Here is a 21,757-nt window from a genome sequence, read left to right as displayed (position 1 = left end):
CTTCAGCACTCCGAAGGGTCGCGGGTGGCCGTGCCTGTCGGCAGGAGAACGATGAACCCCGACAAGAAATGATCTTGCCGGGGTTTAATCTCAAGCTTTGACCTTGGTGAAGATCCGCGTCGGATCGGCCGAGTGACGCAGCCGGCGCCGGAAGTACGTCAGCAGCGACGGATCGAACGCCATGTCGTACAAGCCGAGCCCGCAGGCCGCCTTCCACCGCAGGTCGCACCGCAGTTCCTGGACCGTCTCGAAGTCCGACAGCCCGTGCAGGCTCTGCAGCACCACGGTGGCGGCCAGCACCTGCGGCGGCAGACTCGGACGGCCGTTGGACGACGGATACATGTCGGCGAACATCGACGGCGGGAACAGCACCTCACGGTGCTCGGCCAGGAACGCGAACACACTCCCAGCCGGGATCAACTCCCGGCACGTCTCCCACACATCCGGCCCGACCATCTCCCCGGCCCATTCCCCCTGCATGCCTACAAGACTGGCCCCGACTGCACCCAGCCGGGGCCAGAACCCGAGATTTTCAGCAACCTTCTAGGCGGGCAGGGGCTGCACCGTCAGGTGGTAGTCCTCGACGATCCGGTCCGGACGGTCGGCCGTGTCCGGGCGCTGGTGGTCCCGGCGATGGAGGTCGCCGTGATCGAACACTGCGGAGCGCCGTCCGAGGTCGACCGGGCCTACGGCGCGCCGGCCGCCTACGTCGCGCGCCACGCCGTGACCGTCGACGGGCCGATCCGCGAGTACTGCCTCGTCGGTCGGTGCGACACGTCCGACAGCTCGCGCCGGCGGACCGAGGTCTGCCGGCCGGTGTTCCGGACCGGGACGGCACTGCCCGCGGGCGGATCGGCTCCCCTGCCGCCGCATTAGGGTGCGGGCATGGATGATCAGGTGACTTTCGTACGGCCCATGGGCCTCGCCGACTGCGACCGCGTCTCCGAGATCCGCATCCACGGCTGGCAGCACGCCTATCAGGGGCTGATGCCGCAGTCCTACCTCGACGGGCTCAGCATCGCGGCGGACGCCGAGCGGCGGCGGGCGTGGTTGGCGCAGGGGGACGGCTCGGTGGTGAACCTGGTCGCCGAACGGGCGGGCAAGGTCCTCGGCTGGGCGGCGTACGGGCCGTACCGGGACGGTGAGGTGCGCACCGACGGCGCCGAGTTGTACGCGCTGTACGTCGATCCGGCGCACCTCGGCGCGGGTCTCGGCCGGGCCCTGCTGGCTGAGGCGGTCGAGCGGTGCTCGTCGTACCCGCGCATGTATCTGTGGGTCCTCAAGGGAAACGCCCCGGCGCGCCGTTTCTACGAGCGCGCCGGCTTCCGGCCGGACGGTGCCGAGGAGCCCTTCGAGGCGGGGGGCGTGTCCGTGCCCGAGGTGCGGTACGTCAGGGAACCGTCAGGCTGACGGGGCGTCGGTCAGCCGGATTCGTTCTGCTGCGGGATGAGGGCCAGCGCCCGCACCGCCGCCTCCGCGAGCGCCGGATGGGCCAGGGCCTCCTTCAGGACGCGGCGGGCGCGGGGGTCGCCGAGCGTGCCGAGCCCCTCCACGCAGGCGAGGGCGACGCGGCGGTAGGGGTCGTGCGGGTGCAGGCGGCGTTCCAGGGTGGTGATCAGGGCGGGCGCGGACTCCGGGGCGCGCAGGTCGGTCAGCAGCCGTACCGGGTGCAGGGCGTAGGCGACGCGGAGTTCGTTGGTGGCGAGGGCCGCCGCGGCGCGGGCCGTGCGCGGGTCGCCCAGGCGGGCGAGGGCATGGGCGGCGGAGGCGCAGCGCGGGGGGTCGCGGTGGTTGAGGAGGAGCACCAGGGTCTCGAAGGCGCGCCGGTCGCCGGCGAGGCCGAGCCGGAACGCGGCCAGTTCCCTCGCCCACAGCGGCTGTCCCGGCGCGGTGAGCACCTCCGCGAGTTCGTCGTGGTCCTCGGTCGTCAGCAGCCGGTCGAACGCCGCCGAGTCGTGCGACTCCTGCCGTAAGCGCTCCGTGAGCGATCGCAACTCTTCGTCCACGAAGTCCAGCGTAGGCGGGTGGCGAGGCCCGAGGGAGCCACATCACAAAGTCGGTTCCGCCCTCAGGTCTGGCGCGCTCGTTACTCGCGGGTTAAGCTCAGACGAGCGAGTTACCCACTCGCGCTTCCGCTGGCGACGGTTTGGTGACGCAGCCGTTGTGAGCGTTGTCGGTTCGGTACCACGTACCGCAGTACGACCCGGCTCCGGGACAGGGCCGGTCGGATTCCCTGCCGAGGGCCTTCGGGGGGCGTGTGCATCGCCCGTGGCACCCGGCAGCACCGGGCGTGTGCGCTCGCAGCCCGGAAACACCCGCATCCCTTCATCGCCCCGTGGTGCGCCCCTCGGCGCACCCGGCGCGCTCCTCGTCGTCACCCTCATTTCTGGAGTCCCGCGATGGCCACTCCCCTTTCCGACTCGAGCCTGTCCCCCCTCAAGACGATCGCCGTCGTCGGCCTCGGCACCATGGGCACGGGTATCACCGAGGTCCTCGCCAAGGCGGGCCGCGAGGTGATCGGCATCGACGTCAGCGACGCCCAGGCCGCGCGGTGCGTCGCCGCCCTGGAGGCCCGCACCGCCGGCTGCGTGGAGCGCGGCCGGCTCACCGAGCAGGAGCGCGCCGACGCCCTGGCCCGCATCCGCACCACCACCGACCTCGCGGCGGCGGCCGACGCCGACCTCGTCATCGAGGTGGTCCCGGAGTCGTACGAGGTCAAGCACCGGATCTTCCGTGAGCTGGACGGCATCGTCCGCCCGGAGACGATCCTGGCGACCGGCACCAACGCCCTGTCCGTCACCCGCCTCGCCGCCGACTCCGCCCGTCCCGAGCGGGTTCTCGGCCTGCACTTCTTCAACCCGGCGCCGGCCATGAAGCTGGTCGAGATCGTCTCCTCGGTGCTGACCGCGCCGGGCGCCGTCGCCGCGGTCACCGACCTCGCGATCGAGTTGGGCAAGGAGCCCGTCGCGGTCGGCGACCGCCCCGGCTTCGTCGCGGACGGCCTGCTCTTCGGCTACCTCAACCAGGCCGCCGCGATGTACGAGGCCCGGTACGCCTCCCGCGAGGACATCGACGCGGCGATGCGGCTCGGCTGCGGCCTGCCGATGGGCCCGCTCGCGCTGCTGGACCTGATCGGCATCGACACCGCGCGCACGGTTCTGGAGGCCATGTACGCCGAGTCCCACGACCGGCTGCACGCCCCCGCCCCGATCCTGAAGCAGCTCAGCGAGGCGGGCCTGACCGGCCGCAAGTCCGGGCGCGGGTTCTACACCTACGAGGCACCGGGCAGCGCCACGGTCGTGCCGGACGCGCTGACCCCGGCGGCGGACGCCGCGGCGGCCCAGGGCAGGGAGGTCCGCTCGGTCGGCGTCGCCGGCTCCGGCACCATGGCCTCCGGCATCGCCGAGGTGTTCGCCAAGGCGGGCTACGACGTCGTGCTGGCCGCCCGCAGCGCGGAGAAGGCCCAGGCCGCCAAGGCCCGGATCGGCAAGTCGCTTTCGCGCTCTGTCGACAAGGGCAGGCTGACCGCCGAGGCCGCCGCGCAGATCCTGGACCGGATCACCCCGGCCGGGTCCTACGACGCCTTCGCCGAGGTCGACCTGGCCGTCGAGGCGATCGCCGAGGACCTGGAGATCAAGCGGCAGCTGTTCGCCACGCTGGACAAGGTCTGCAAGCCCGGCGCGGTCCTCGCCACCACCACCTCCTCGCTGCCCGTCGTGGCCTGCGCCCGCGCCACCTCGCGCCCGCAGGACGTGATCGGCATGCACTTCTTCAACCCGGCGCCGGCGATGAAGCTGGTCGAGGTCGTGCGGACCGTGCTGACCGCCGAGGACGTCCACGCCACCGTCCGCGAGGTCTGCGCGAAGATCAAGAAGCACCCGGTGGACTGCGGCGACCGGGCCGGCTTCATCGTGAACGCGCTGCTGTTCCCGTACCTGAACAACGCGATCAAGATGGTCGAGGAGCACTACGCGTCCCTGGACGACATCGACGCGGCGATGAAGCTCGGCGGCGGCTACCCGATGGGCCCGTTCGAGCTGCTGGACGTGGTCGGCCTGGACGTCTCGCTGGCCATCGAGAAGGTCCTGCACCGCGAGTTCCGCGACCCCGGTCTCGCCCCGGCCCCGCTGCTGGAGCACCTGGTGGCCGCGGGCTGCCTCGGCCGCAAGACCGGCCGCGGCTTCCGCGAGTATGCCCGCCGCTGAGGGCGCCGGCGACTGGTCCCAGGCGGAGACGGACTGGGGCGGGCTGCTCGACCCGGTGGACGCTCCCCCGCCCTCCTGGGGCGGGGGAGGCTCCGGGGACGGGAGAAACCCCTCACCCGCGCACCGAACTGCGCACATGCAGTACGTTCGGGTCATGTCCCAGCCCGCCAAGTCCTCACGTACACCAGCTACGCCCGACGCGCCGGAAAGTGCCGCAGGCAGTCGCGCCGCCGCCCAGCGGCTCAAGATGCGCCGAGAACTGGCGGCCGCGGCGATGGAGCTGTTCGCGACCAAGGGCTACGAGGCGACCACCGTCGACGAGATCGCGGCCGCCGCCGGAGTCGCCCGCCGCACCTTCTTCCGCCACTTCCGCTCCAAGGAAGAGGCGATCTTCCCGGACCACGACGACACGCTGATCCGCGCCGAGGCGGTGCTCAACGCCGCCCCCGCGCACGAGCACCCGCTCGACACCGTGTGCCGCGGCATCAAGGAAGTCATGAGGATGTACGCGGCCGCCCCCGAGATCTCCGTCGCCCGCTACAAGCTGACCCGCGAGGTGCCCACCCTGCGGGAGGCCGAGATCGCCTCGGTGGCCCGCTACGAACGCCTCTTCACCCGCTATCTCCTGGGCCACTTCGACGAGCACGCGCACGCCGACGACGCCAACGACGACCCGCTGCTGGCCGAGGTGGCCGCCTCGGCCGTCGTCACCGCCCACAACCACGTCCTCAGGCGCTGGCTGCGGGCGGGCGGCCAGGGCGACGTCGAGGCCCAGCTCGACCACGCCTTCGCGATCGTGCGGAAGACGTTCGGCACCGGCATCGGCGCCGGACGCGGCGCGGCCCCCAAGCCGGCCGCGACGGCCCCCGCGACGGCGTCCACGCACGGCGAGGTGCTCGTCACGGTCGCCCGTACCGACGCCCCGCTGGACGAGGTGATGCGGACCATCGAGGAAGCACTCAAGGAGCGCTGAGCCCGCTCCTCCCCCGCTGTGACGACGGCCACCCGACCGGGTGGCCGTTTTGCCATGTCAGGGCCCGTTTTCGTGGAGATTTCAGAGCCCGTTCGATCGATCATCGCTCATTTGTTACGTAAAGATTTCACCTGAGCCAAGTTTCTGGCACTCAGTGCCTTGCCGCCTGACACGCGGTGTCATACCTTGATGGTGTCCGGGCGGCCGGCGAGCAGAGACCGTTCGCTCGCCGGCTGTCCCCAAGGGCTCATGGCCCGCGCGCCCGGACGCCTGCGTCACAGGCAACCTCCCGCGCCACAAAGCGCTGCCGAAGCACCACCGGGCCGAACCGACGGCACCTTCCCCAAACCCTCAGCAGCACTCCCAGCAGCACCGACGATCCCTCAGCGCCCCTCCCTCAGGGCGCTCACCGCCGGAGGCAACACCGTGACCGTGAAGGACATCCTGGACGCGATCCAGTCGAAGGACGCCACGTCCGCCGACTTCGCCGCCCTGCCGCTCCCCGAGTCGTACCGCGCGATCACCGTCCACAAGGACGAGACGGAGATGTTCGCGGGCCTGCAGACCCGCGACAAGGATCCCCGCAAGTCGATCCACCTGGACGACGTGCCCGTGCCCGAGCTGGGCCCGGGCGAGGCCCTGGTGGCCGTCATGGCCTCCTCGGTCAACTACAACTCGGTGTGGACCTCGATCTTCGAGCCGCTGCCGACGTTCGGCTTCCTGGAGCGCTACGGCAAGCTCAGCGAGCTGACCCGCCGCCACGACCTGCCCTACCACATCATCGGCTCCGACCTCGCGGGCGTGGTCCTGCGCACCGGCCCCGGCGTCAACGCCTGGAAGCCCGGTGACGAGGTCGTCGCGCACTGCCTGTCCGTCGAGCTGGAGTCCTCCGACGGCCACAACGACACCATGCTCGACCCCGAGCAGCGCATCTGGGGCTTCGAGACCAACTTCGGCGGCCTCGCCGAGATCGCGCTCGTCAAGTCCAACCAGCTGATGCCGAAGCCGGCCCACCTCAGCTGGGAGGAGGCCGCGGCCCCGGGCCTGGTCAACTCCACCGCCTACCGCCAGCTGGTCTCCGGCAACGGCGCCCAGATGAAGCAGGGCGACAACGTCCTGATCTGGGGCGCGAGCGGCGGCCTCGGCTCCTACGCCACCCAGTTCGCGCTCGCCGGCGGCGCCACCCCGATCTGCGTGGTCTCCAGCGAGCAGAAGGCCGAGATCTGCCGGAAGATGGGCGCCGAGCTGATCATCGACCGCAGCGCCGAGGACTACAAGTTCTGGAAGGACGAGCACACCCAGGACCCGAAGGAGTGGAAGCGCTTCGGCAAGCGCATCCGTGAGCTCACCGGCGGCGAGGACGTCGACATCGTCTTCGAGCACCCGGGCCGCGAGACCTTCGGCGCCTCGGTCTACGTCACCCGCAAGGGCGGCACGATCGTCACCTGCGCCTCCACCTCCGGGTACAACCACGAGTACGACAACCGCTACCTGTGGATGTCCCTGAAGCGGATCATCGGCTCCCACTTCGCCAACTACCGCGAGGCCTGGGAGGCCAACCGCCTCATCGCCAAGGGCAAGATCCACCCGACCCTGTCGAAGGTGTACTCCCTCGAGGACACCGGACAGGCCGCCTACGACGTGCACCGCAACCTGCACCAGGGCAAGGTCGGCGTGCTGTGCCTGGCGCCCGAGGAGGGCCTGGGCGTGCGCGACGAGGAGATGCGTGCCAAGCACATCGACGCCATCAACCGCTTCCGGAACGTCTGAGAGCCGCAGATGACAGAGCGTCAGAAGGACCGTCCGTGGCTCATGCGGACGTACGCCGGCCACTCCACGGCCGAGGCGTCCAACGAGCTGTACCGGCGCAACCTCGCCAAGGGCCAGACCGGTCTGTCGGTGGCGTTCGACCTGCCGACGCAGACCGGCTACGACCCCGACCACATCCTCGCCCGCGGCGAGGTCGGCCGGGTGGGCGTGCCCGTCGCGCACCTCGGTGACATGCGCCGGCTGTTCCAGGACATCCCCCTGGAGCAGATGAACACCTCGATGACGATCAACGCCACCGCCATGTGGCTGCTGGCGCTCTACCAGGTCGTCGCCGAGGAGCAGGGCGCGGACATCACCAAGCTCCAGGGCACGACCCAGAACGACATCGTCAAGGAGTACCTGTCCCGCGGGACGCACGTCTTCCCGCCGGGGCCCTCGCTCCGCCTGACGACGGACATGATCGCGTACACGGTCTCCCACATGCCGAAGTGGAACCCGATCAACATCTGCAGCTACCACCTGCAGGAGGCCGGGGCCACGCCGGTGCAGGAGATCGCGTACGCGATGTCCACCGCGATCGCCGTCCTCGACGCCGTCCGCGACTCCGGCCAGGTGCCGCAGGAGCGCATGGGTGACGTGGTCGCCCGCATCTCCTTCTTCGTGAACGCGGGTGTCCGCTTCATCGAGGAGATGTGCAAGATGCGGGCGTTCGGCCGCATCTGGGACAAGGTCACCCGCGAGCGGTACGGCATCCAGGACGCCAAGCAGCGCCGGTTCCGCTACGGCGTCCAGGTCAACTCCCTCGGCCTGACGGAGGCTCAGCCGGAGAACAACGTCCAGCGCATCGTCCTGGAGATGCTGGCCGTGACCCTCTCCAAGGACGCACGCGCGCGTGCCGTGCAGCTGCCCGCCTGGAACGAGGCGCTGGGCCTGCCCCGCCCGTGGGACCAGCAGTGGTCGCTGCGCATCCAGCAGGTGCTGGCGTACGAGAGCGATCTGCTGGAGTACGAGGACATCTTCGAGGGCTCGAAGGTGATCGAGGCGAAGGTGGACCAGCTGGTCGCGGACGCCCTCGCCGAGATCGACCGCATCCAGGAGATGGGCGGCGCCATGGCCGCCGTGGAGTCCGGCTACCTGAAGTCCCAGCTGGTCTCCTCGCACGCCGAGCGCCGGGCCCGGATCGAGTCCGGCGAGGAGAAGATCATCGGTGTCAACGCCTTCGAGGGCACCGAGCCCAACCCGCTCACGGCCGACCTGGACACCGCGATCATGACGGTCGACCCGGCGGTCGAGGCCCGGGTCATCGCCGGGCTGCAGAACTGGCGCGACACCCGCTACCAGCCGCCCTTCAACCACCCGCGCCCCTGCAAGGCGCTGGAGCGGCTGAAGGAGGCCGCCAAGGGCACCGACAACCTGATGGAGGCCACGCTGGAGTGCGCCCGCGCCGGGGTCACGACCGGCGAGTGGGCGGGGGCGCTGCGCGAGGTGTTCGGCGAGTTCCGGGCGCCCACCGGGGTCTCCTCCGCGCCCGTGGCCGTCGCCGCCGAGCCGGGTTCCGCGCTCGCCGAGGTGCGCGCCAGGGTGGACGCCACCGCCCGCGAGCTGGGCGTCGGCAAGCTGCGCTTCCTGGTCGGCAAGCCGGGCCTGGACGGGCACTCCAACGGCGCCGAGCAGATCGCCGTACGGGCGCGTGACGCCGGCTTCGAAGTGGTCTACCAGGGCATCCGGCTGACGCCCGAGCAGATCGTGGACGCCGCCCTCGCCGAGGACGTGCACGCGGTCGGCCTGTCGATCCTGTCCGGCTCGCACGCCCAACTGGTGCCGGACGTACTCCAGCGGCTGCGTGTGGCCGGTGCCACAGATATACCGGTGATCGCAGGTGGCATCATCCCGAACGGTGACGCCGAGCAGCTCAGGGCCGCCGGAGTGGCCGCCGTCTTCACCCCGAAGGACTTCGACATCACCGGGATCATCGGCCGAATCGTCGACGAGATCCGGAAAGCGAACAAGCTCGACCCTCTGGAGGTCCCCGCATGACCACCCCCGTCAACCGCCTTCGGCCGCGGCGCTCCTGCCTGGCCGTGCCGGGCTCGAACCCGCGCTTCCTGGAGAAGGCGCAGGGCCTCCCGGCGGACCAGGTCTTCCTGGACCTGGAGGACGCCTGCGCGCCGCTGGCCAAGCCCGAGGCGCGGCACACCATCGTCAAGTTCCTCAACGAGGGCGACTGGACGGGCAAGACGCGGGTCGTGCGGGTCAACGACTGGACGACCGAGTGGACGTACCGGGACGTCGTCACGGTGGTCGAGGGCGCCGGCCAGAACCTCGACTGCATCATGCTGCCGAAGGTGCAGGACGCCCAGCAGGTCGTCGCGCTGGACCTCCTCCTGACGCAGATCGAGAAGACCATGGGCTTCGAGGTCGGCAAGATCGGCATCGAGGCGCAGATCGAGAACGCGCAGGGCCTGAACAACGTCAACGCGATCGCGCAGGCCTCCCCGCGCCTGGAGACGATCATCTTCGGCCCGGCCGACTTCATGGCCTCCATCAACATGAAGTCCCTGGTCGTGGGCGAGCAGCCGCCCGGCTACCCGGCGGACGCCTACCACTACATCCTGATGAAGATCCTGATGGCCGCCCGCGCCAACAACCTCCAGGCGATCGACGGCCCCTACCTGCAGATCCGCAACGTGGAGGGCTACCGCGAGGTCGCCCAGCGCGCCGCCGCGCTCGGCTTCGACGGCAAGTGGGTGCTGCACCCGGGCCAGGTCGAGGCCTCCAACGAGATCTTCTCGCCCTCCCAGGAGGACTACGACCACGCCGAGCTGATCCTGGACGCGTACGACTACTACACGTCCGAGGCGGGCGGCAAGAAGGGCTCCGCGATGCTCGGCGACGAGATGATCGACGAGGCCAGCCGCAAGATGGCCCTGGTCATCGCGGGCAAGGGCCGTGCCGCCGGCATGCGGCGCACCAGCACGTTCGAGATCCCGGAGGCCTGAGCGCGATGCAGTTCGGACGCACGTACGAGGAGTTCGAGGTCGGGGCGACGTACAAGCACTGGCCGGGCAAGACGGTCACGGAGTACGACGACCACCTGTTCTGTCTGCTCACCATGAACCACCACCCGCTCCACATGGACACGAACTATGCGGAGAAGACGACGGACTTCGGCAAGAACGTCGTCGTCGGGAACTACATCTACTCCCTGCTGCTCGGCATGTCCGTGCCGGACGTCTCCGGCAAGGCGATCGCCAACCTGGAGATCGAGTCGCTCAGGCACGTGGCGCCGACCTTCCACGGCGACACGATCTACGGCGAGACGACGGTGCTCGACAAGTGGCCGTCGAAGTCGAAGAACGACCGCGGCATCGTCTATGTCGAGACCAAGGGCTACAAGCAGGACGGCACCCTGGTGTGCATCTTCCGCCGCAAGGTCATGGTGCCCACCGAGACCTACATCAAGGAGCGCGGCGGCGAGCAGCCCGGCCGCCCGGAGCTGAAGCAGCAGGAGAAGTAATGGCGCGCCTCGCCCAGACCGCCGGTCTGACCGACGTCCAGCAGGAGATCCTCTCGACTGTCCGGGACTTTGTCGACAAGGAGATCATTCCTGTCGCGACCGAGCTGGAGCACCGCGACGAGTACCCGCAAGCGATCGTGGACGGCCTGAAGGAACTCGGCCTGTTCGGTCTGATGATCCCGGAGGAGTACGGGGGCCTGGGCGAGTCGCTTCTGACCTACGCGCTGTGCGTGGAGGAGATCGCCCGCGGCTGGATGTCGGTGTCCGGCATCATCAACACCCACTTCATCGTCGCGTACATGCTCAAGCAGCACGGCACGCAGGAGCAGAAGGACCACTTCCTGCCGAGGATGGCGGCCGGCGACATCCGGGGCGCCTTCTCCATGTCGGAGCCGGGCCTGGGCTCCGATGTGTCGGCGATCACGTCCAGGGCGGTCAAGGACGGCGGCGAGTACGTCCTGAACGGCCAGAAGATGTGGCTGACGAACGGCGGTACGTCCTCCCTGGTGGCCGTTCTCGTCCGGAGTGACGAGGGTCACCCCGAGGGCACGGCCCCGCACAAGTCCATGACGACCTTCCTGATCGAGAAGGAGCCGGGCTTCGGCGAGGTCCGCCCGGGCCTGACCATCCCCGGCAAGATCGAGAAGATGGGCTACAAGGGGGTCGACACCACCGAGTTGATCATGGACGGCCTACGGGTACCGGCCGATCGGGTGCTCGGCGGCGTCACCGGCCGAGGTTTTTACCAAATGATGGACGGCGTCGAGGTCGGCCGGGTCAATGTGGCGGCGCGTGGCTGTGGCGTCGCCCAGCGTGCCTTCGAGCTCGGGGTCCAGTACGCCCAGCAGCGGCACACCTTCGGCAAGCCGATCGCCCAGCACCAGGCCATCCAGTTCAAGCTGGCGGAGATGGCCACCAAGGTCGAGGCCGCCCATGCGATGATGGTCAACGCGGCGCGCAAAAAGGACTCCGGCCAGCGTAACGACCTCGAGGCCGGCATGGCGAAGTACCTGGCCTCCGAGTACTGCAAGGAGGTCGTGGAGGACGCCTTCCGGATCCACGGCGGCTACGGCTTCTCCAAGGAGTACGAGATCGAGCGCCTCTACCGGGAGGCTCCGATGCTGCTCATCGGTGAAGGTACCGCCGAGATCCAGAAAATGATCATCGGCCGCAGACTGCTCGAAGAGTATCGATTCCAGGGCTGATTGTCCGGATACGGGGTGTTTTCTTCGAGAAGAAGATCACACCCCGTAGACGCACTTCGGCCGTCGACTCGACAGCCTGGCTTGCCCAGTTGTGGCCCGCGACCGGTACGATCCCGGGAAAGCCGCCGTCCCCCGTCCTGCGCGGCATCATCCGCTACGAAGGTCATCCATGCCCCACAGCCAAACCTCTGCACCTCGCGACAGCCGAGCCGGCGTACGCCTCGCGCGCGGAGCATCGCCGTGGCTTCTCCCGACCGTCGCCACCGCAGCCCTCAGCCTGGCCCGCGCCCGCCGCTCCGGCGCGGCGAAGGCCGTGGCCGTGCCCGCCACCGCGCTCGCCGCGGGCATGCTGTGGTTCTTCCGCGACCCCGAGCGCGAGATCGGCTCCGGCCGGGTGATCTCGCCCGCCGACGGTGTGGTGCAGAGCATCATGCCGTGGAAGGACGGGCGCACCCGCGTCGCGATCTTCATGAGCCCGCTGAACGTCCACGTCAACCGCGCGCCCCTCGCGGGCACGGTGACGTCCGTCGAGCACATCCCCGGCGGCTTTGTTCCGGCTTTCAACAAGGAGAGCGAGAACAACGAGCGCGTAGTCTGGCATTTCGACACCGAACTCGGCGACATCGAGATGATCCAGATCGCCGGCGCGGTGGCCCGCCGCATCGTGCCCTACATCCCTGAGGGCACGAAGGTCGAGCAGGGCGACCGTATCGGTCTGATCCGCTTCGGCTCGCGTGTCGACCTCTACCTGCCCGAGGGCGTGGAGGTCGCGGTCGAGGTCGGCCAGAAGACCGTGGCTGGGGTGACTCGCATTGACCGTGATTGATCCGGAGACCCAGGCCGGCTGGGTGCCCGAGGCCGATGAAGTGGACGAAGAGGAGGAGATGCCCCTCTCTCTGCGCCTGTCGATAGCGGACACCCTCACCCTGGGCAACGCCACGTGCGGGTTCATGGCGGTGTACTTCACCACCACCGGCATCCTGATCCCGCACCTGACCGGGAACGACGAGTCCACCGGCATGGCGCGGCACAGCGCCGCCACGGCCGTCATCCTGATGCTCTGCGCGGCCGTCTTCGACCTGTTCGACGGACTGGTGGCCCGCAAGCTGCGCTCGTCGCCGATGGGCGCGGAGCTGGACAACCTCTCCGACCTGATCAGCTTCGGGCTCGCGCCCGCGTACTTCGTCCTCGTCTACGGCATGGTCGCGGACGACGCGCACCAGAGAGTGGCGGCGCTCGGGGCAATCGTGGTGCTCCTGGCCGTCGTCCTACGCCTGGCCCGCTTCTCGTGCGTGACCATGAAGGACGGCATGTTCCAGGGCATGCCGAGCCCCTTCGGGGCGCTGACGGTGGTCTCCATCGTCCTGCTGGAGCTGCCCTTCGTGGCGACGCTGCTGGCGATTCTCGGCACGGCGTGGCTGATGGTGAGCCGGGTGGAGTACCCGAAGCCGAGGGGGCGCCTCGCCGGCGCGATGCTCTCCTGGATCGTCCTGTCCATGGGTCTGCTGGCGGCGTGGGCCTTCGACGCCCCGAGCGGTCAGCTGCTCCTGCAGACGGGCTGCGCGCTCCAGCTGGTCATGGGCGCGGTGATCCCGTTGTTCGCCACGGCTCGACGGGTGAACAACTTCCGCGACAACCGACGGGAGGCGCGGGCGGCGCAGCTGCCCTGACCCTCGTCCCAGCGCTGACGGGTGTGGCCCGGGCCCTTGCGGCCCGGGCCACACCCGTTTTGCGTTCAAGGTCTGCCCGGATTCCCCGTTGAGTTGTCAACTACCCGCTGTTCCAGCCGAGTTGCGACGGTGCACCGGGCGGAGGGCGGTGGAAATACGCAGGGCTTGCCTATGGCATTTGCCCGTCTCGGGGGGATTCTCACACCTTCTCGCATCGGAGGGCGGCCATGTCCTCGTACTTCAGCGCGGACTACCGCGTCCACCACACATCTACAATCCCGGCGAACTCGGGTGAATCAGTCGAACTGTTCGTCCGTGAGTACAACGGCACCCGCGGACACCAGGAGCCGAAACCGGTGCTGATGCTCCACGGCAGAAGCTCCCCGGTGGTCGCCGGTTTCGACCTCGTTCTTGCGCCCAGCCAGGACGGCAACGAGATCCGGTACAGCTGGGCCCAGGAGCTGGCGCACCACGGTTACGACGTCTTCCTCATGGACCTGCAGGGCAACGGTCGCTCCCCGCGGCCCATGATGGACGACCCCTGCAACGCCAACCCGGCCCAGCAGCAACCGGTCCTGGTGCCCAACCCCCTGACCCAACCGTGTCCACCGCCGCCGCCCTACCCGCACCAACTCGGCAATTCCGAGAGTGAGTGGGCGGAGCTGGAAACCGTGGTCAACTTCATCCGGAGTCTGCCCGAGAGGAACAAGCCGATCCACTTCATCGGCTGGTCCGCGGGCGCGTTCGTCATGGGCCCGTACACCCTGAGACGCCCGGGCAACGTCAGGACACTGACCCTGCTGGCCCCGATCTTCCCGCCGAAGGGGCGCTGGTCCAACGTCCCCTCGGACCCGTTCGGGCGTCCCGACGAAGCCCGGACGCTGCCCGTCTCCACGCCTGCCTACACCTTCGGTTTCCCGATGTACGTCGGCAGCAAGACCGGCTTCACGACCGGGTGGGACGGCGAGCAGTCGAGCTCCGAGCAGCGTGAGCCGGGCATGGTCGACGCGGTGTGGGACGCCTTCATGGCCGAGGACCCCGAGGGCGCCAAGTGGGGACGCTGGCTGCCGGACGGCACGCCCGAGGGTGTGCTGCGCTTCCGGAACTCGTACTGGTGGGGCTGGAACAAGCAGACCGTACCGCTCGAGGACGCCGCCGGCAGGCCCATACTCGGCGACCGGGTGCCCGTGCTCATCATCTACGGAGAGCAGGACAAGCAGGCCAACACCTCTCCCTCGTCGCCCGACGTCCTGTACTTCTCGGTGCCGGCGCTCTACCAGGCCATCCAGGGCGACGACAAGCTCATGTTCCGCTTCGCGGCGGCCGGACACTCCATGGTCTGGGAACGCCGGGCCCAGGCCCTGCACGAGACATCGAGGCAGTGGCTCGACGACGGCAAGGCGTACGGGCTCACGACCGGAAGCTACTTCCGGGACGTGGACGGCGACATCACACCCCAGTAGCAGCCGCGCACACCCCGAGGACGCCTGACGGGCCGCCAGGCCCGTCAGGCGTCCCGCCGACTCAGACCAGCCGGTCCCGGGCGATCCGTTCCGCCACGCCCTCCAGGATCGGCCCGGCCTCCGCGATGCACCGGGCCACGTCCGGCTCGACCGAGGTGAGCGGGTACGCCTGCCGGATCCCGGCCCGCTCCAGCGCCTCCGTGGGCAGGGCGAGCCGGCCGCACACCGCGACCACCTCCTTGCCCGCGGCCCGCGCGGCGGCGGCGACCCCCGCGGGCGCCTTCCCGTGCAGCGTCTGCTCGTCCAGCGAGCCCTCACCGGTGATCACCAGCGAGGCCCGCTCCAGCGCGGGCGCGAAGCCCAGGACGTCCAGCATGATCTCGATACCGGGCCGGAAGCGGGCCCCGAGCAGCAGCGCGCCGTAGCCGATGCCGCCCGCCGCACCCGCGCCGGGCGACGCCGCGTACTCCGCCGCGCGCGGCCCGGCCTCGGCCTCCAGCACCTTGGCGAAGTGGGCGAGGGCCGCGTCCAGGGCCTCCACGTCGTCCGGCGAGGCGCCCTTCTGCGGGCCGTACACCGCCGGCGCGCCCTTCGGCCCGGTCAGCGGATTGTCGACGTCGCTGGCCAGCACGAGCTCCACCGAGGACAGGCGCGGGTCCAGGCCGGACAGGTCGGCGCGGGCGAGGTCCGCCAGCCCGCCGCCGCCCGGCGACACCGGCTCGCCGCCCTCGTTCAGGAAGCGCGTGCCCAGCGCGGACAGCATCCCGGCGCCGCCGTCGGTCGTGGCGCTGCCGCCGACGCCGAACACGATCGTCCGGGCGCCCGCGTCGAGCGCGGCCCGCAGCAGCTCCCCGGATCCGTACGTGGAGGCCGTCAGGGGCGCGAAGACCCCGGCGGGGAGGCGCTGGAGACCGCTCGCCTCCGCCATCTCCACGACCGCGGTCCGGCCGCGCAGCGCGAACGCGGCGGTCACCTCCTCGCCGAGCGGCCCGGCGACCCGTACCTCGCGGCGCTCGAAACCGGCCGCGACCGCCGCGTCCACGGTCCCGTCGCCGCCGTCGGCCACGGGCAGCGCCTCGACCGTCAGGTTCGGCACGACCCGGCGCAGCCCGGCCGTCACCCGCTCGGCGACCTGCACGGCCGTCAGCGAGCCCTTGAACTTGTCCGCGGCGATGAGCACCCGACGGGTCTCGTTCACTGCAGCGTCCGCCACCTTGCTTTCCCCTTGCTCTCCGGGCCCCGCGCACGTCAGGGCCAGTCGCGCCGCTGCGACCTTAACCGGAGGACACCCCCGTCGTCATGCCCCGACCGAAGGCTGGGAACCGGCTGGGAAGACCCTGGGCAAAACGGGTAGACCCCAGCCATGACCCGCCAGCGCCCGCAGCCCGCCGACCTCCCCGCCCTCGCCGACCGCATCCACGGCGGCTGGCTCGGCCGGATCGCGGGCAACATGCTCGGCAAGCCGGTGGAGCAGGGCGAGGTGTGGACCCGCGAGCTCATCGACCGCTATCTGCGCAAGGCCGAGGCGCTGCCGCTCACCGACTACCTGCCCGAGCCCGCCGACCCGGACCAGACCGCCGTACTGCGCCCGGAGTGGCGCGAGTGCGTGCGCGGCCGGATCCACGGCAGTGTGCGCGACGACGACGTCGACTACGCGATCCTCGGCCTGCACCTGCTGGAGACGTACGGCTTCGGCTTCAGCACCGAGCAGGTCGGCGACCTGTGGCTGCTGCGGCTGCCGTATCTGCAGACCTTCACCGCGGAACGGGCGGCGTACCGCAATCTCGCCAACGGGCTGAAGCCACCGCTGACGGCGACGTACGACAACCCGTACCAGGAGTGGATCGGCGCGCTGATCCGCGCCGACGTCTACGGCTGGACCAGTCCCGGGGACCCGGCCGGCGCCGCCGGTCTGGCCCGCCGGGACGCGGTGCTGTCGCACACCGGCAACGGGGTGTACGGCGCCATGTGGGCGGCCGCGCTGATCGCGGCCGCCTTCACCGCCCCCACCGTGCGGGACGCATTGGACACGGCGCTCGCCGTGATCCCCGCGAGCAGCAGGCTCGCCCGTACCGTACGGCGGGTCATGACCCTGCACGAGACGCGGCTGCCCTGGGAGGAGACCCTGGCCACGCTGGCCGCGGAGACCGCCGGGCTCGGCTGGATCCACACCGTCCCGAACGCCGCCGTCCTCACCGCCGGGCTGCTCTACGGCGACGGCGACTTCACCCGGACCATCGCCCTGACCGTGCGCGGCGGACTGGACACCGACTCCAACGGGGCGACGGCCGGCTCGGTGGCCGGGGTGCTCACGGGCGCGGCGGCGATCCCGGCCCAGTGGAAGGACCCGCTGCGGGACACGGTACGGAGCGCCGTGTTCGGCTTCGACGGCGTACGGATCAGTGCGCTGGCGGAACGCACCCTGCGCCTGGCGACGGCCGGCCCGTAGCCGCCCCGCGCCTGGTTACCCTTCCCCAATGACCACGACTCCTGACTTCGCCACGTACATCGCGAGCCTGCCCCGCGTCCTCGCCGGCGCCGCCGCGCTCTTCCGGGACGCCGAGGGGCGCGTACTGCTGGTCGAGCCCAACTACCGCGAGGGCTGGGCGCTTCCGGGTGGCACGATCGAGTCGGACGACGGGGAGACGCCACGCCAGGGCGCACGCCGGGAAACGCTGGAGGAGATCGGCCTCGACCGGGAGCCGGGCCGGCTGCTGGCCGTGGACTGGGTGCACGGCGTGGGCCGGCCCCCGCTGGTGGCGTACCTGTACGACGGCGGTGTCCTCACGGAGGCCGAACTGAAGGCGATCCGCCTCCAGGAGGAGGAGCTGCTGTCCTGGCGCCTGGTCCCGCGCGAGGAGATCACCGACCACCTCCCCGGCGCCCTGGGCCGCCGCGTCCTGACCGCCCTGGACGTCCTCGCGGACGGCTCCGGCACCGCGGAACTGGAGAACGGCCACCGCGTGGCATGACCGGCCCGAATCCCACCCCTCCCGCCGCCGCTGCCGGATCCGCCGACGACGACCGGGGCTGCCTGCGCCTGGTCCTCGCCGTGCCCGTGGCGCTGCTGACCCTGGTCACCGGTTTCTTCTGCTGGGCGGCGCTGGTGACCCGCCCGTCCGGGCCCTGGGACGACGACGCCTACGCCGCCGTCGTCCTGTCCTGCCTGCTCAGCCTGCTCGCCGCGGCGGCCGCGGTCGGGGTGCGGCTGCTCGGCCGGCGGGTGCTGGGCTGGGGCTGGGCGGCTCCGGCGGCGGCACTGGCCGCTGTGGCGGCGGCGCGCTGGGCGTGTCTGGGCTGACCGCGCTCAGGCCATCGCCAAGGCGGTCTCGGCGCTTTCCACGGTCTGGTGCTCGGACCGCAGTTCGAACCAGATGGTCTTGCCCGTGGCCGTCTCCGTGCTGCCCCAGGCATTGGCGAGCAGGTCGAGGAGTTCCGTTCCCCGCCCGCCTTCCGCGTCGGTGTCGACGACGCTGCGCAGGGGGCCGGCGGACTCGGTGTCCTCCACCTCGCACGTCAGCCGGGAGTCGCGCACCCGCAGGTTGAGCCTGAGCGGCCCACGGGTGTGGCGCAGGGCGTTGGTGACCACCTCGCTGACCAGGAGCTCGGCGGTGTCGGCCAGGTCGGCCAGGGCCCAGTCGCTCAGCTGGGCGGTCACCAGCCGCCGGGCCTGGCCCGCCGAGGTCAGATCCCGGGGCAGGGGCCAGGAGGCATCCCAGACGGTGGCCCGGCCGCGGGGCGCGTCCAGCGGTCGCAGCGGTGCGAGCGCACGAGACCACAGGGCCCACTGCCGGGTGGCCCAGGAGAGGGCGGCGTGGGTGGCCATAGGAATCAGTCCTTCTGAACGAGGCCGTACATGTAGCAGTCGCTACACCTCAAATATATACGTAGCGGGTGCTACGGTAAAGAGATTGCCAAAAGGTATTTATCGGGACATATAGCCCCGAGCTTCCTCACCGCACACAGGAGCCCCCCATGCCCCGGCCGCCCGACCCGGACAAACGACGTGACCTGCTCGGCCGGGTCCGCGCATACGTCCTCCGCAACGGGCTGACGGACCTCTCCCTGCGGCCCCTGGCCCGTGCGCTGGGCACCAGCGACCGCATGCTCCTGTACTACTTCGGCTCCAAGGAACGCATGGTCGCCGAGGCCCTCGCCGGCTACGAGCGCCGGCCTCTCCTGCGCGCCCGCGAGCTGCTGGAGGCCTTCGGCTCACCAACGGACGCGGCGGGCCTGCGCCGCTTCTTGGAGGAGCTGTGGCGCCAGTTCGGCAACCCCGACGTACGTGCCTCGCTCCCCCTCTATCTCGAGGTCATGAGCGCCAGCGTGCTCCACCCGGACCGGTACGGGCCCGTCCTGCACGACATCGTCACCGAGTGGACGGACCTGCTCACCGGCGTCTTCCGCGACCTCGGCATGGACCAGGAGCGGGCCCGCACCCAGGCCGCCCTGCTGGCCGACGCCGCCTTCGGCCTCGTGATCGCCCCGCTGGCGAACGGCCACTGGGACCGGGCCGACAAGGCCTTCCACGTTCTCCTCGACATCCTGGAACCCGGGTGGGGGCCCCAGGCGTGACGCTCGGTCAGCAGCCGCTGCGCTGCCGGCCGGCGCCTCACCGCACCACGGCCGAGGACAGGGGACCCGGCTCCGATATCCGCTCGCCCCGATGGGACCGGCGTCCTACTCTCGGCCCATGGACAAGCCCCTCCTCGCCCTGCTCAGTGGCGCAGGCATATCCACCGACTCCGGGATCCCGGACTACCGCGGGCCGAACGGGCTGTGGCGGCGGGATCCGGAGGCCGAGAAGCTCGTCACCTACGAGTACTACATGGCGGACCCGGAGATCCGGCGGCGGTCCTGGCAGATGCGGCGGAAGAACCGGACGCTCAAGGCCGAGCCGAACGCCGCGCACCGGGCCGTCGCCGAGCTGGAGAAGTCCGGCATCCCGGTGCGGGTCATCACCCAGAACGTGGACGGACTGCACCAGCTCGCCGGCATGCCCGCCCGCAAGGTGCTCGAACTGCACGGCAGCGCACGCGGTGTCGTATGCACCCGGTGCCACGCCCGCGGACCGATGGAGGACGCCCTCGCCCGGGTCGAGGCCGGCGAGGAGGACCCGGCCTGCCTGGAGTGCGGCGGCATCCTGAAGTCGGCGACCGTGATGTTCGGCGAGCGGCTGGACCCGGTCGTCCTCGGCCAGGCGGTGTCCATCAGCAAGGCGTGCACCCTGTTCGTCGCCGTCGGCAGCAGCCTGCAGGTGCAGCCCGCCGCCGGCCTCGTCGGCGTCGCCGCCGACCACGGCGCCCGCCTGATCATCGTCAACGCCGAGCCGACGCCGTACGACGACATCGCCGACGAGGTCGTACGCGAGCCGATCGGCACCGCACTGCCCGCGCTGCTGGGTCGTATCCGGGCCGAGAGCGGTACGTAGGGTCCCGTTCGCCGCGCGAGGGAGTCCGAGCGTGAGCGGTCAGCTGCGGTAGCAGTACGAATCCGAGGACGCGTCGCCGCCCTGCAGCCGCGTCTGGTGCACGCGCAAGCCGAGGAAGTCCGGACCGTGCGGGAAGAAGCGGCTGTCGACGGAGAGGCCGCCGTGGGTGGTGTCGGCGTCGAGCTTGACCATCCACGGGTCGATGCCCGCCGGATAAAGCTGCGCGTCCCAGACGGAGTACAGGGAGTTGGTCACGTACGCGCGCCGTCCGTCGCGGCTGAGCTCGACCATCTGCGCTCCACCGGTGAGCGGAACGTCCGGTTCGGCGGGATGCGGCACTCGGCCGACGACGCCGCCCAGACGCACGGACGCGGTCCGCCTCGGATGGGACGGGTCGCTCACGTCGTACTGGACCAGGTCACCGGTTCCCCACGCGGACACGTACAGCCAGCGGTCGTCCACCGACAGGTCGATGTCGGTGATGAACGGGGGCACGGCACCGAACGGCCGCAGCGCGGGGGGCAGGTCCTCCGCCGGAGCGGACTCGGCGGGGAGGGTGATCACCTTGCGGACCACGTAGTCCTCGCCCTCCCGGTTCCACAACCACACGGACGCCGAGAGGTCCTCCACGTCGACCACGGTGTTCACGAACCCCCACGTGGCCTCGGGGTCGTGCGCGGGGCGCAGTTCCAGCACCATCTGGTTCTCGTCCCCGAGATCGACGACTTGCCGGTGCCGGCCGGAGTCCAGCTCCCAGAAGTGCAGTGAGTGGCCGTACCGGCGACCCAGCAGCAACTCGGGCACGAGTCCGTCCTCGACCATCGACGGGGTCCCCCACTCGCTGGTCACGGCGATGTTCTGGCGCAGATGCCACCAGACGTCGTAGGCGAACCACTGCGGTCCGCGGTCGCTCTCCCAGGCGCGCAGCACGTCGAAGCTCTCGTGGTCCAGCAGCGCGACGCCGCCGGGCCCGTCCGCACCGTCCGCGCCGCCCAGGCAGGAAAGGAACACCCCGTCGGGACCGCAGTGGAGTGTGTGGGGACGCGAATACCCTGCCTTGGCGGCCAGCTCTTCCGGCTCGACCACCTTGGCCAGGCGGGGGCGGGCGGGATCGGGACCGGTGTCGAAGACGTGCAGCCGGGAGGAGCGCAGTCCCGGGACGACGAGGTAGCGCCGCGCGGCGTGCTGATGACCGGCGTGCGCCAGCGCGCTCGAGCAGGCGTTCCAGCCGAAGTGGTGCAGTTCGTTGCCGGGGCCGGGCAGCTCGGCCTGGGCGGTCACACGGCCGTAGGCAGCGGATTCGGGGTCGGTGACGACGGTGAACAACGCGTCCGCGCGCTGCGCGGCCGGGTCGAAACCGACGACATAGGCGAGCTTCTCCGGGGGTGCGGCGACGGCGTCCGCCGGAGTGCGGTACAAGGTGGGGTCACCGTGGTCGCCACCGTGGTGGGCGTGGTCGGTCGTCGTCATGGCTGTTCCTTGTCCCGAACGGGGGCCGGAACCGGAGGGCTCCCGGGAGGCAG

General features: G+C 70.5%; 22 protein-coding genes. 16 read left to right on the top strand and 6 right to left on the bottom strand.

Going from position 1 to position 21,757, the window contains the following annotated elements; all coding sequences use genetic code 11:
* Positions 1-90: 90 nt before the first annotated feature.
* Positions 91-480, bottom strand: a complete 390-nt coding sequence (locus tag ACIBJF_RS07475) for a transposase (protein WP_399172748.1) — start codon at positions 478-480, stop codon at positions 91-93.
* A 63-nt stretch (positions 481-543) separates the two neighbouring features.
* Complete coding sequence (locus ACIBJF_RS07470) at positions 544-720, bottom strand: hypothetical protein (protein ID WP_399172747.1); 177 nt, start codon at positions 718-720, stop codon at positions 544-546.
* Between the two features lie 165 nt (positions 721-885).
* On the opposite strand from ACIBJF_RS07470, the gene ACIBJF_RS07465 reads away from it, so the two are divergent.
* Positions 886-1,410: a GNAT family N-acetyltransferase gene (locus ACIBJF_RS07465; protein ID WP_399172746.1), complete on the top strand. Its 525-nt coding sequence runs from the start codon at positions 886-888 to the stop codon at positions 1,408-1,410.
* Between the two features lie 11 nt (positions 1,411-1,421).
* On the opposite strand, the gene ACIBJF_RS07460 is transcribed toward ACIBJF_RS07465, so the two are convergent.
* Positions 1,422-2,006 carry an adenylosuccinate lyase gene (locus ACIBJF_RS07460; RefSeq protein ID WP_399172745.1) on the bottom strand — a complete coding sequence of 195 codons (585 nt, stop codon included), beginning with the start codon at positions 2,004-2,006 and terminating at the stop codon, positions 1,422-1,424.
* A gap of 393 nt (positions 2,007-2,399) precedes the next feature.
* Here ACIBJF_RS07460 and ACIBJF_RS07455 point away from each other — a divergent pair, with 393 nt between their 5' ends.
* The 10 genes from ACIBJF_RS07455 (at position 2,400) to ACIBJF_RS07410 (ending at position 14,803) form a co-directional block, all read left to right on the top strand.
* The gene (locus tag ACIBJF_RS07455) at positions 2,400-4,205 is read left to right on the top strand and encodes a 3-hydroxyacyl-CoA dehydrogenase family protein (protein ID WP_399172744.1); all 1,806 of its coding nucleotides are present in this window, start codon (positions 2,400-2,402) and stop codon (positions 4,203-4,205) included.
* A 154-nt stretch (positions 4,206-4,359) separates the two neighbouring features.
* Positions 4,360-5,178 (top strand): TetR family transcriptional regulator, encoded by an 819-nt coding sequence (locus ACIBJF_RS07450; protein ID WP_399172742.1) that lies wholly within the window; start codon positions 4,360-4,362, stop codon positions 5,176-5,178.
* 432 nt (positions 5,179-5,610) lie between these two features.
* Positions 5,611-6,948: a crotonyl-CoA carboxylase/reductase gene (ccrA, locus tag ACIBJF_RS07445; protein ID WP_399172759.1), complete on the top strand. Its 1,338-nt coding sequence runs from the start codon at positions 5,611-5,613 to the stop codon at positions 6,946-6,948.
* Between the two features lie 9 nt (positions 6,949-6,957).
* Positions 6,958-8,985, top strand: coding sequence for a protein meaA (locus tag ACIBJF_RS07440; RefSeq protein ID WP_351803698.1), 2,028 nt, complete (start codon positions 6,958-6,960; stop codon positions 8,983-8,985).
* Positions 8,982-9,947: an HpcH/HpaI aldolase/citrate lyase family protein gene (locus tag ACIBJF_RS07435; RefSeq protein ID WP_399172741.1), complete on the top strand. Its 966-nt coding sequence runs from the start codon at positions 8,982-8,984 to the stop codon at positions 9,945-9,947. The genes ACIBJF_RS07440 and ACIBJF_RS07435 overlap by 4 nt, the downstream gene beginning before the upstream one ends.
* 5 nt (positions 9,948-9,952) lie before the next feature.
* Positions 9,953-10,465 (top strand): MaoC family dehydratase, encoded by a 513-nt coding sequence (locus tag ACIBJF_RS07430; protein ID WP_399172739.1) that lies wholly within the window; start codon positions 9,953-9,955, stop codon positions 10,463-10,465.
* A complete protein-coding gene (locus ACIBJF_RS07425; RefSeq protein WP_399172738.1) occupies positions 10,465-11,670 on the top strand; it encodes an acyl-CoA dehydrogenase family protein in 1,206 nt (401 codons plus the stop codon). The genes ACIBJF_RS07430 and ACIBJF_RS07425 overlap by 1 nt, the downstream gene beginning before the upstream one ends.
* Positions 11,671-11,839: 169 nt before the next feature.
* On the top strand, positions 11,840-12,496 hold the full coding sequence (locus tag ACIBJF_RS07420) for a phosphatidylserine decarboxylase (RefSeq protein WP_067127091.1): 657 nt from the start codon (positions 11,840-11,842) through the stop codon (positions 12,494-12,496).
* A gap of 22 nt (positions 12,497-12,518) precedes the next feature.
* Positions 12,519-13,340: a CDP-diacylglycerol--serine O-phosphatidyltransferase gene (gene pssA, locus ACIBJF_RS07415; protein ID WP_399172758.1), complete on the top strand. Its 822-nt coding sequence runs from the start codon at positions 12,519-12,521 to the stop codon at positions 13,338-13,340.
* Positions 13,341-13,567: 227 nt separating this feature from the next.
* Positions 13,568-14,803 carry an alpha/beta hydrolase gene (locus ACIBJF_RS07410; protein WP_399172737.1) on the top strand — a complete coding sequence of 412 codons (1,236 nt, stop codon included), beginning with the start codon at positions 13,568-13,570 and terminating at the stop codon, positions 14,801-14,803.
* A gap of 61 nt (positions 14,804-14,864) precedes the next feature.
* Here ACIBJF_RS07410 and ACIBJF_RS07405 read toward each other — a convergent pair whose 3' ends face one another.
* Entirely contained in the window at positions 14,865-15,983 is a 1,119-nt protein-coding gene (locus ACIBJF_RS07405) for a glycerate kinase (RefSeq protein ID WP_399172757.1), read from the bottom strand.
* 183 nt (positions 15,984-16,166) lie between these two features.
* Here ACIBJF_RS07405 and ACIBJF_RS07400 point away from each other — a divergent pair, with 183 nt between their 5' ends.
* The 3 genes from ACIBJF_RS07400 to ACIBJF_RS07390 are packed head-to-tail and all read left to right on the top strand — an operon-like array spanning position 16,167 to position 18,104.
* Positions 16,167-17,252 carry an ADP-ribosylglycohydrolase family protein gene (locus ACIBJF_RS07400; RefSeq protein WP_399172736.1) on the top strand — a complete coding sequence of 362 codons (1,086 nt, stop codon included), beginning with the start codon at positions 16,167-16,169 and terminating at the stop codon, positions 17,250-17,252.
* 28 nt (positions 17,253-17,280) lie between these two features.
* On the top strand, positions 17,281-17,775 hold the full coding sequence (locus ACIBJF_RS07395; RefSeq protein ID WP_399172735.1) for an NUDIX domain-containing protein: 495 nt from the start codon (positions 17,281-17,283) through the stop codon (positions 17,773-17,775).
* On the top strand, positions 17,772-18,104 hold the full coding sequence (locus tag ACIBJF_RS07390) for a hypothetical protein (protein WP_399172734.1): 333 nt from the start codon (positions 17,772-17,774) through the stop codon (positions 18,102-18,104). Before ACIBJF_RS07395 ends, ACIBJF_RS07390 begins: the two co-directional genes overlap by 4 nt.
* Before the next feature lie 6 nt (positions 18,105-18,110).
* Here ACIBJF_RS07390 and ACIBJF_RS07385 read toward each other — a convergent pair whose 3' ends face one another.
* Positions 18,111-18,629 (bottom strand): ATP-binding protein, encoded by a 519-nt coding sequence (locus ACIBJF_RS07385; protein ID WP_399172733.1) that lies wholly within the window; start codon positions 18,627-18,629, stop codon positions 18,111-18,113.
* A 149-nt stretch (positions 18,630-18,778) separates the two neighbouring features.
* Here ACIBJF_RS07385 and ACIBJF_RS07380 point away from each other — a divergent pair, with 149 nt between their 5' ends.
* Complete coding sequence (locus tag ACIBJF_RS07380; protein WP_399172732.1) at positions 18,779-19,378, top strand: TetR/AcrR family transcriptional regulator; 600 nt, start codon at positions 18,779-18,781, stop codon at positions 19,376-19,378.
* A gap of 118 nt (positions 19,379-19,496) precedes the next feature.
* Positions 19,497-20,234 (top strand): SIR2 family NAD-dependent protein deacylase, encoded by a 738-nt coding sequence (locus ACIBJF_RS07375; protein ID WP_399172731.1) that lies wholly within the window; start codon positions 19,497-19,499, stop codon positions 20,232-20,234.
* A 39-nt stretch (positions 20,235-20,273) separates the two neighbouring features.
* Here the strand turns inward: ACIBJF_RS07375 and ACIBJF_RS07370 are convergent, their stop codons facing one another.
* Complete coding sequence (locus ACIBJF_RS07370) at positions 20,274-21,704, bottom strand: selenium-binding protein SBP56-related protein (protein ID WP_399172730.1); 1,431 nt, start codon at positions 21,702-21,704, stop codon at positions 20,274-20,276.
* Positions 21,705-21,757: the final 53 nt, after the last annotated feature.

Source organism: Streptomyces sp. NPDC050743 (assembly GCF_044456925.1).
In the GTDB taxonomy this organism is placed as follows: domain Bacteria; phylum Actinomycetota; class Actinomycetes; order Streptomycetales; family Streptomycetaceae; genus Streptomyces.
This window is presented reverse-complemented; position numbering and strand designations above follow the sequence as displayed.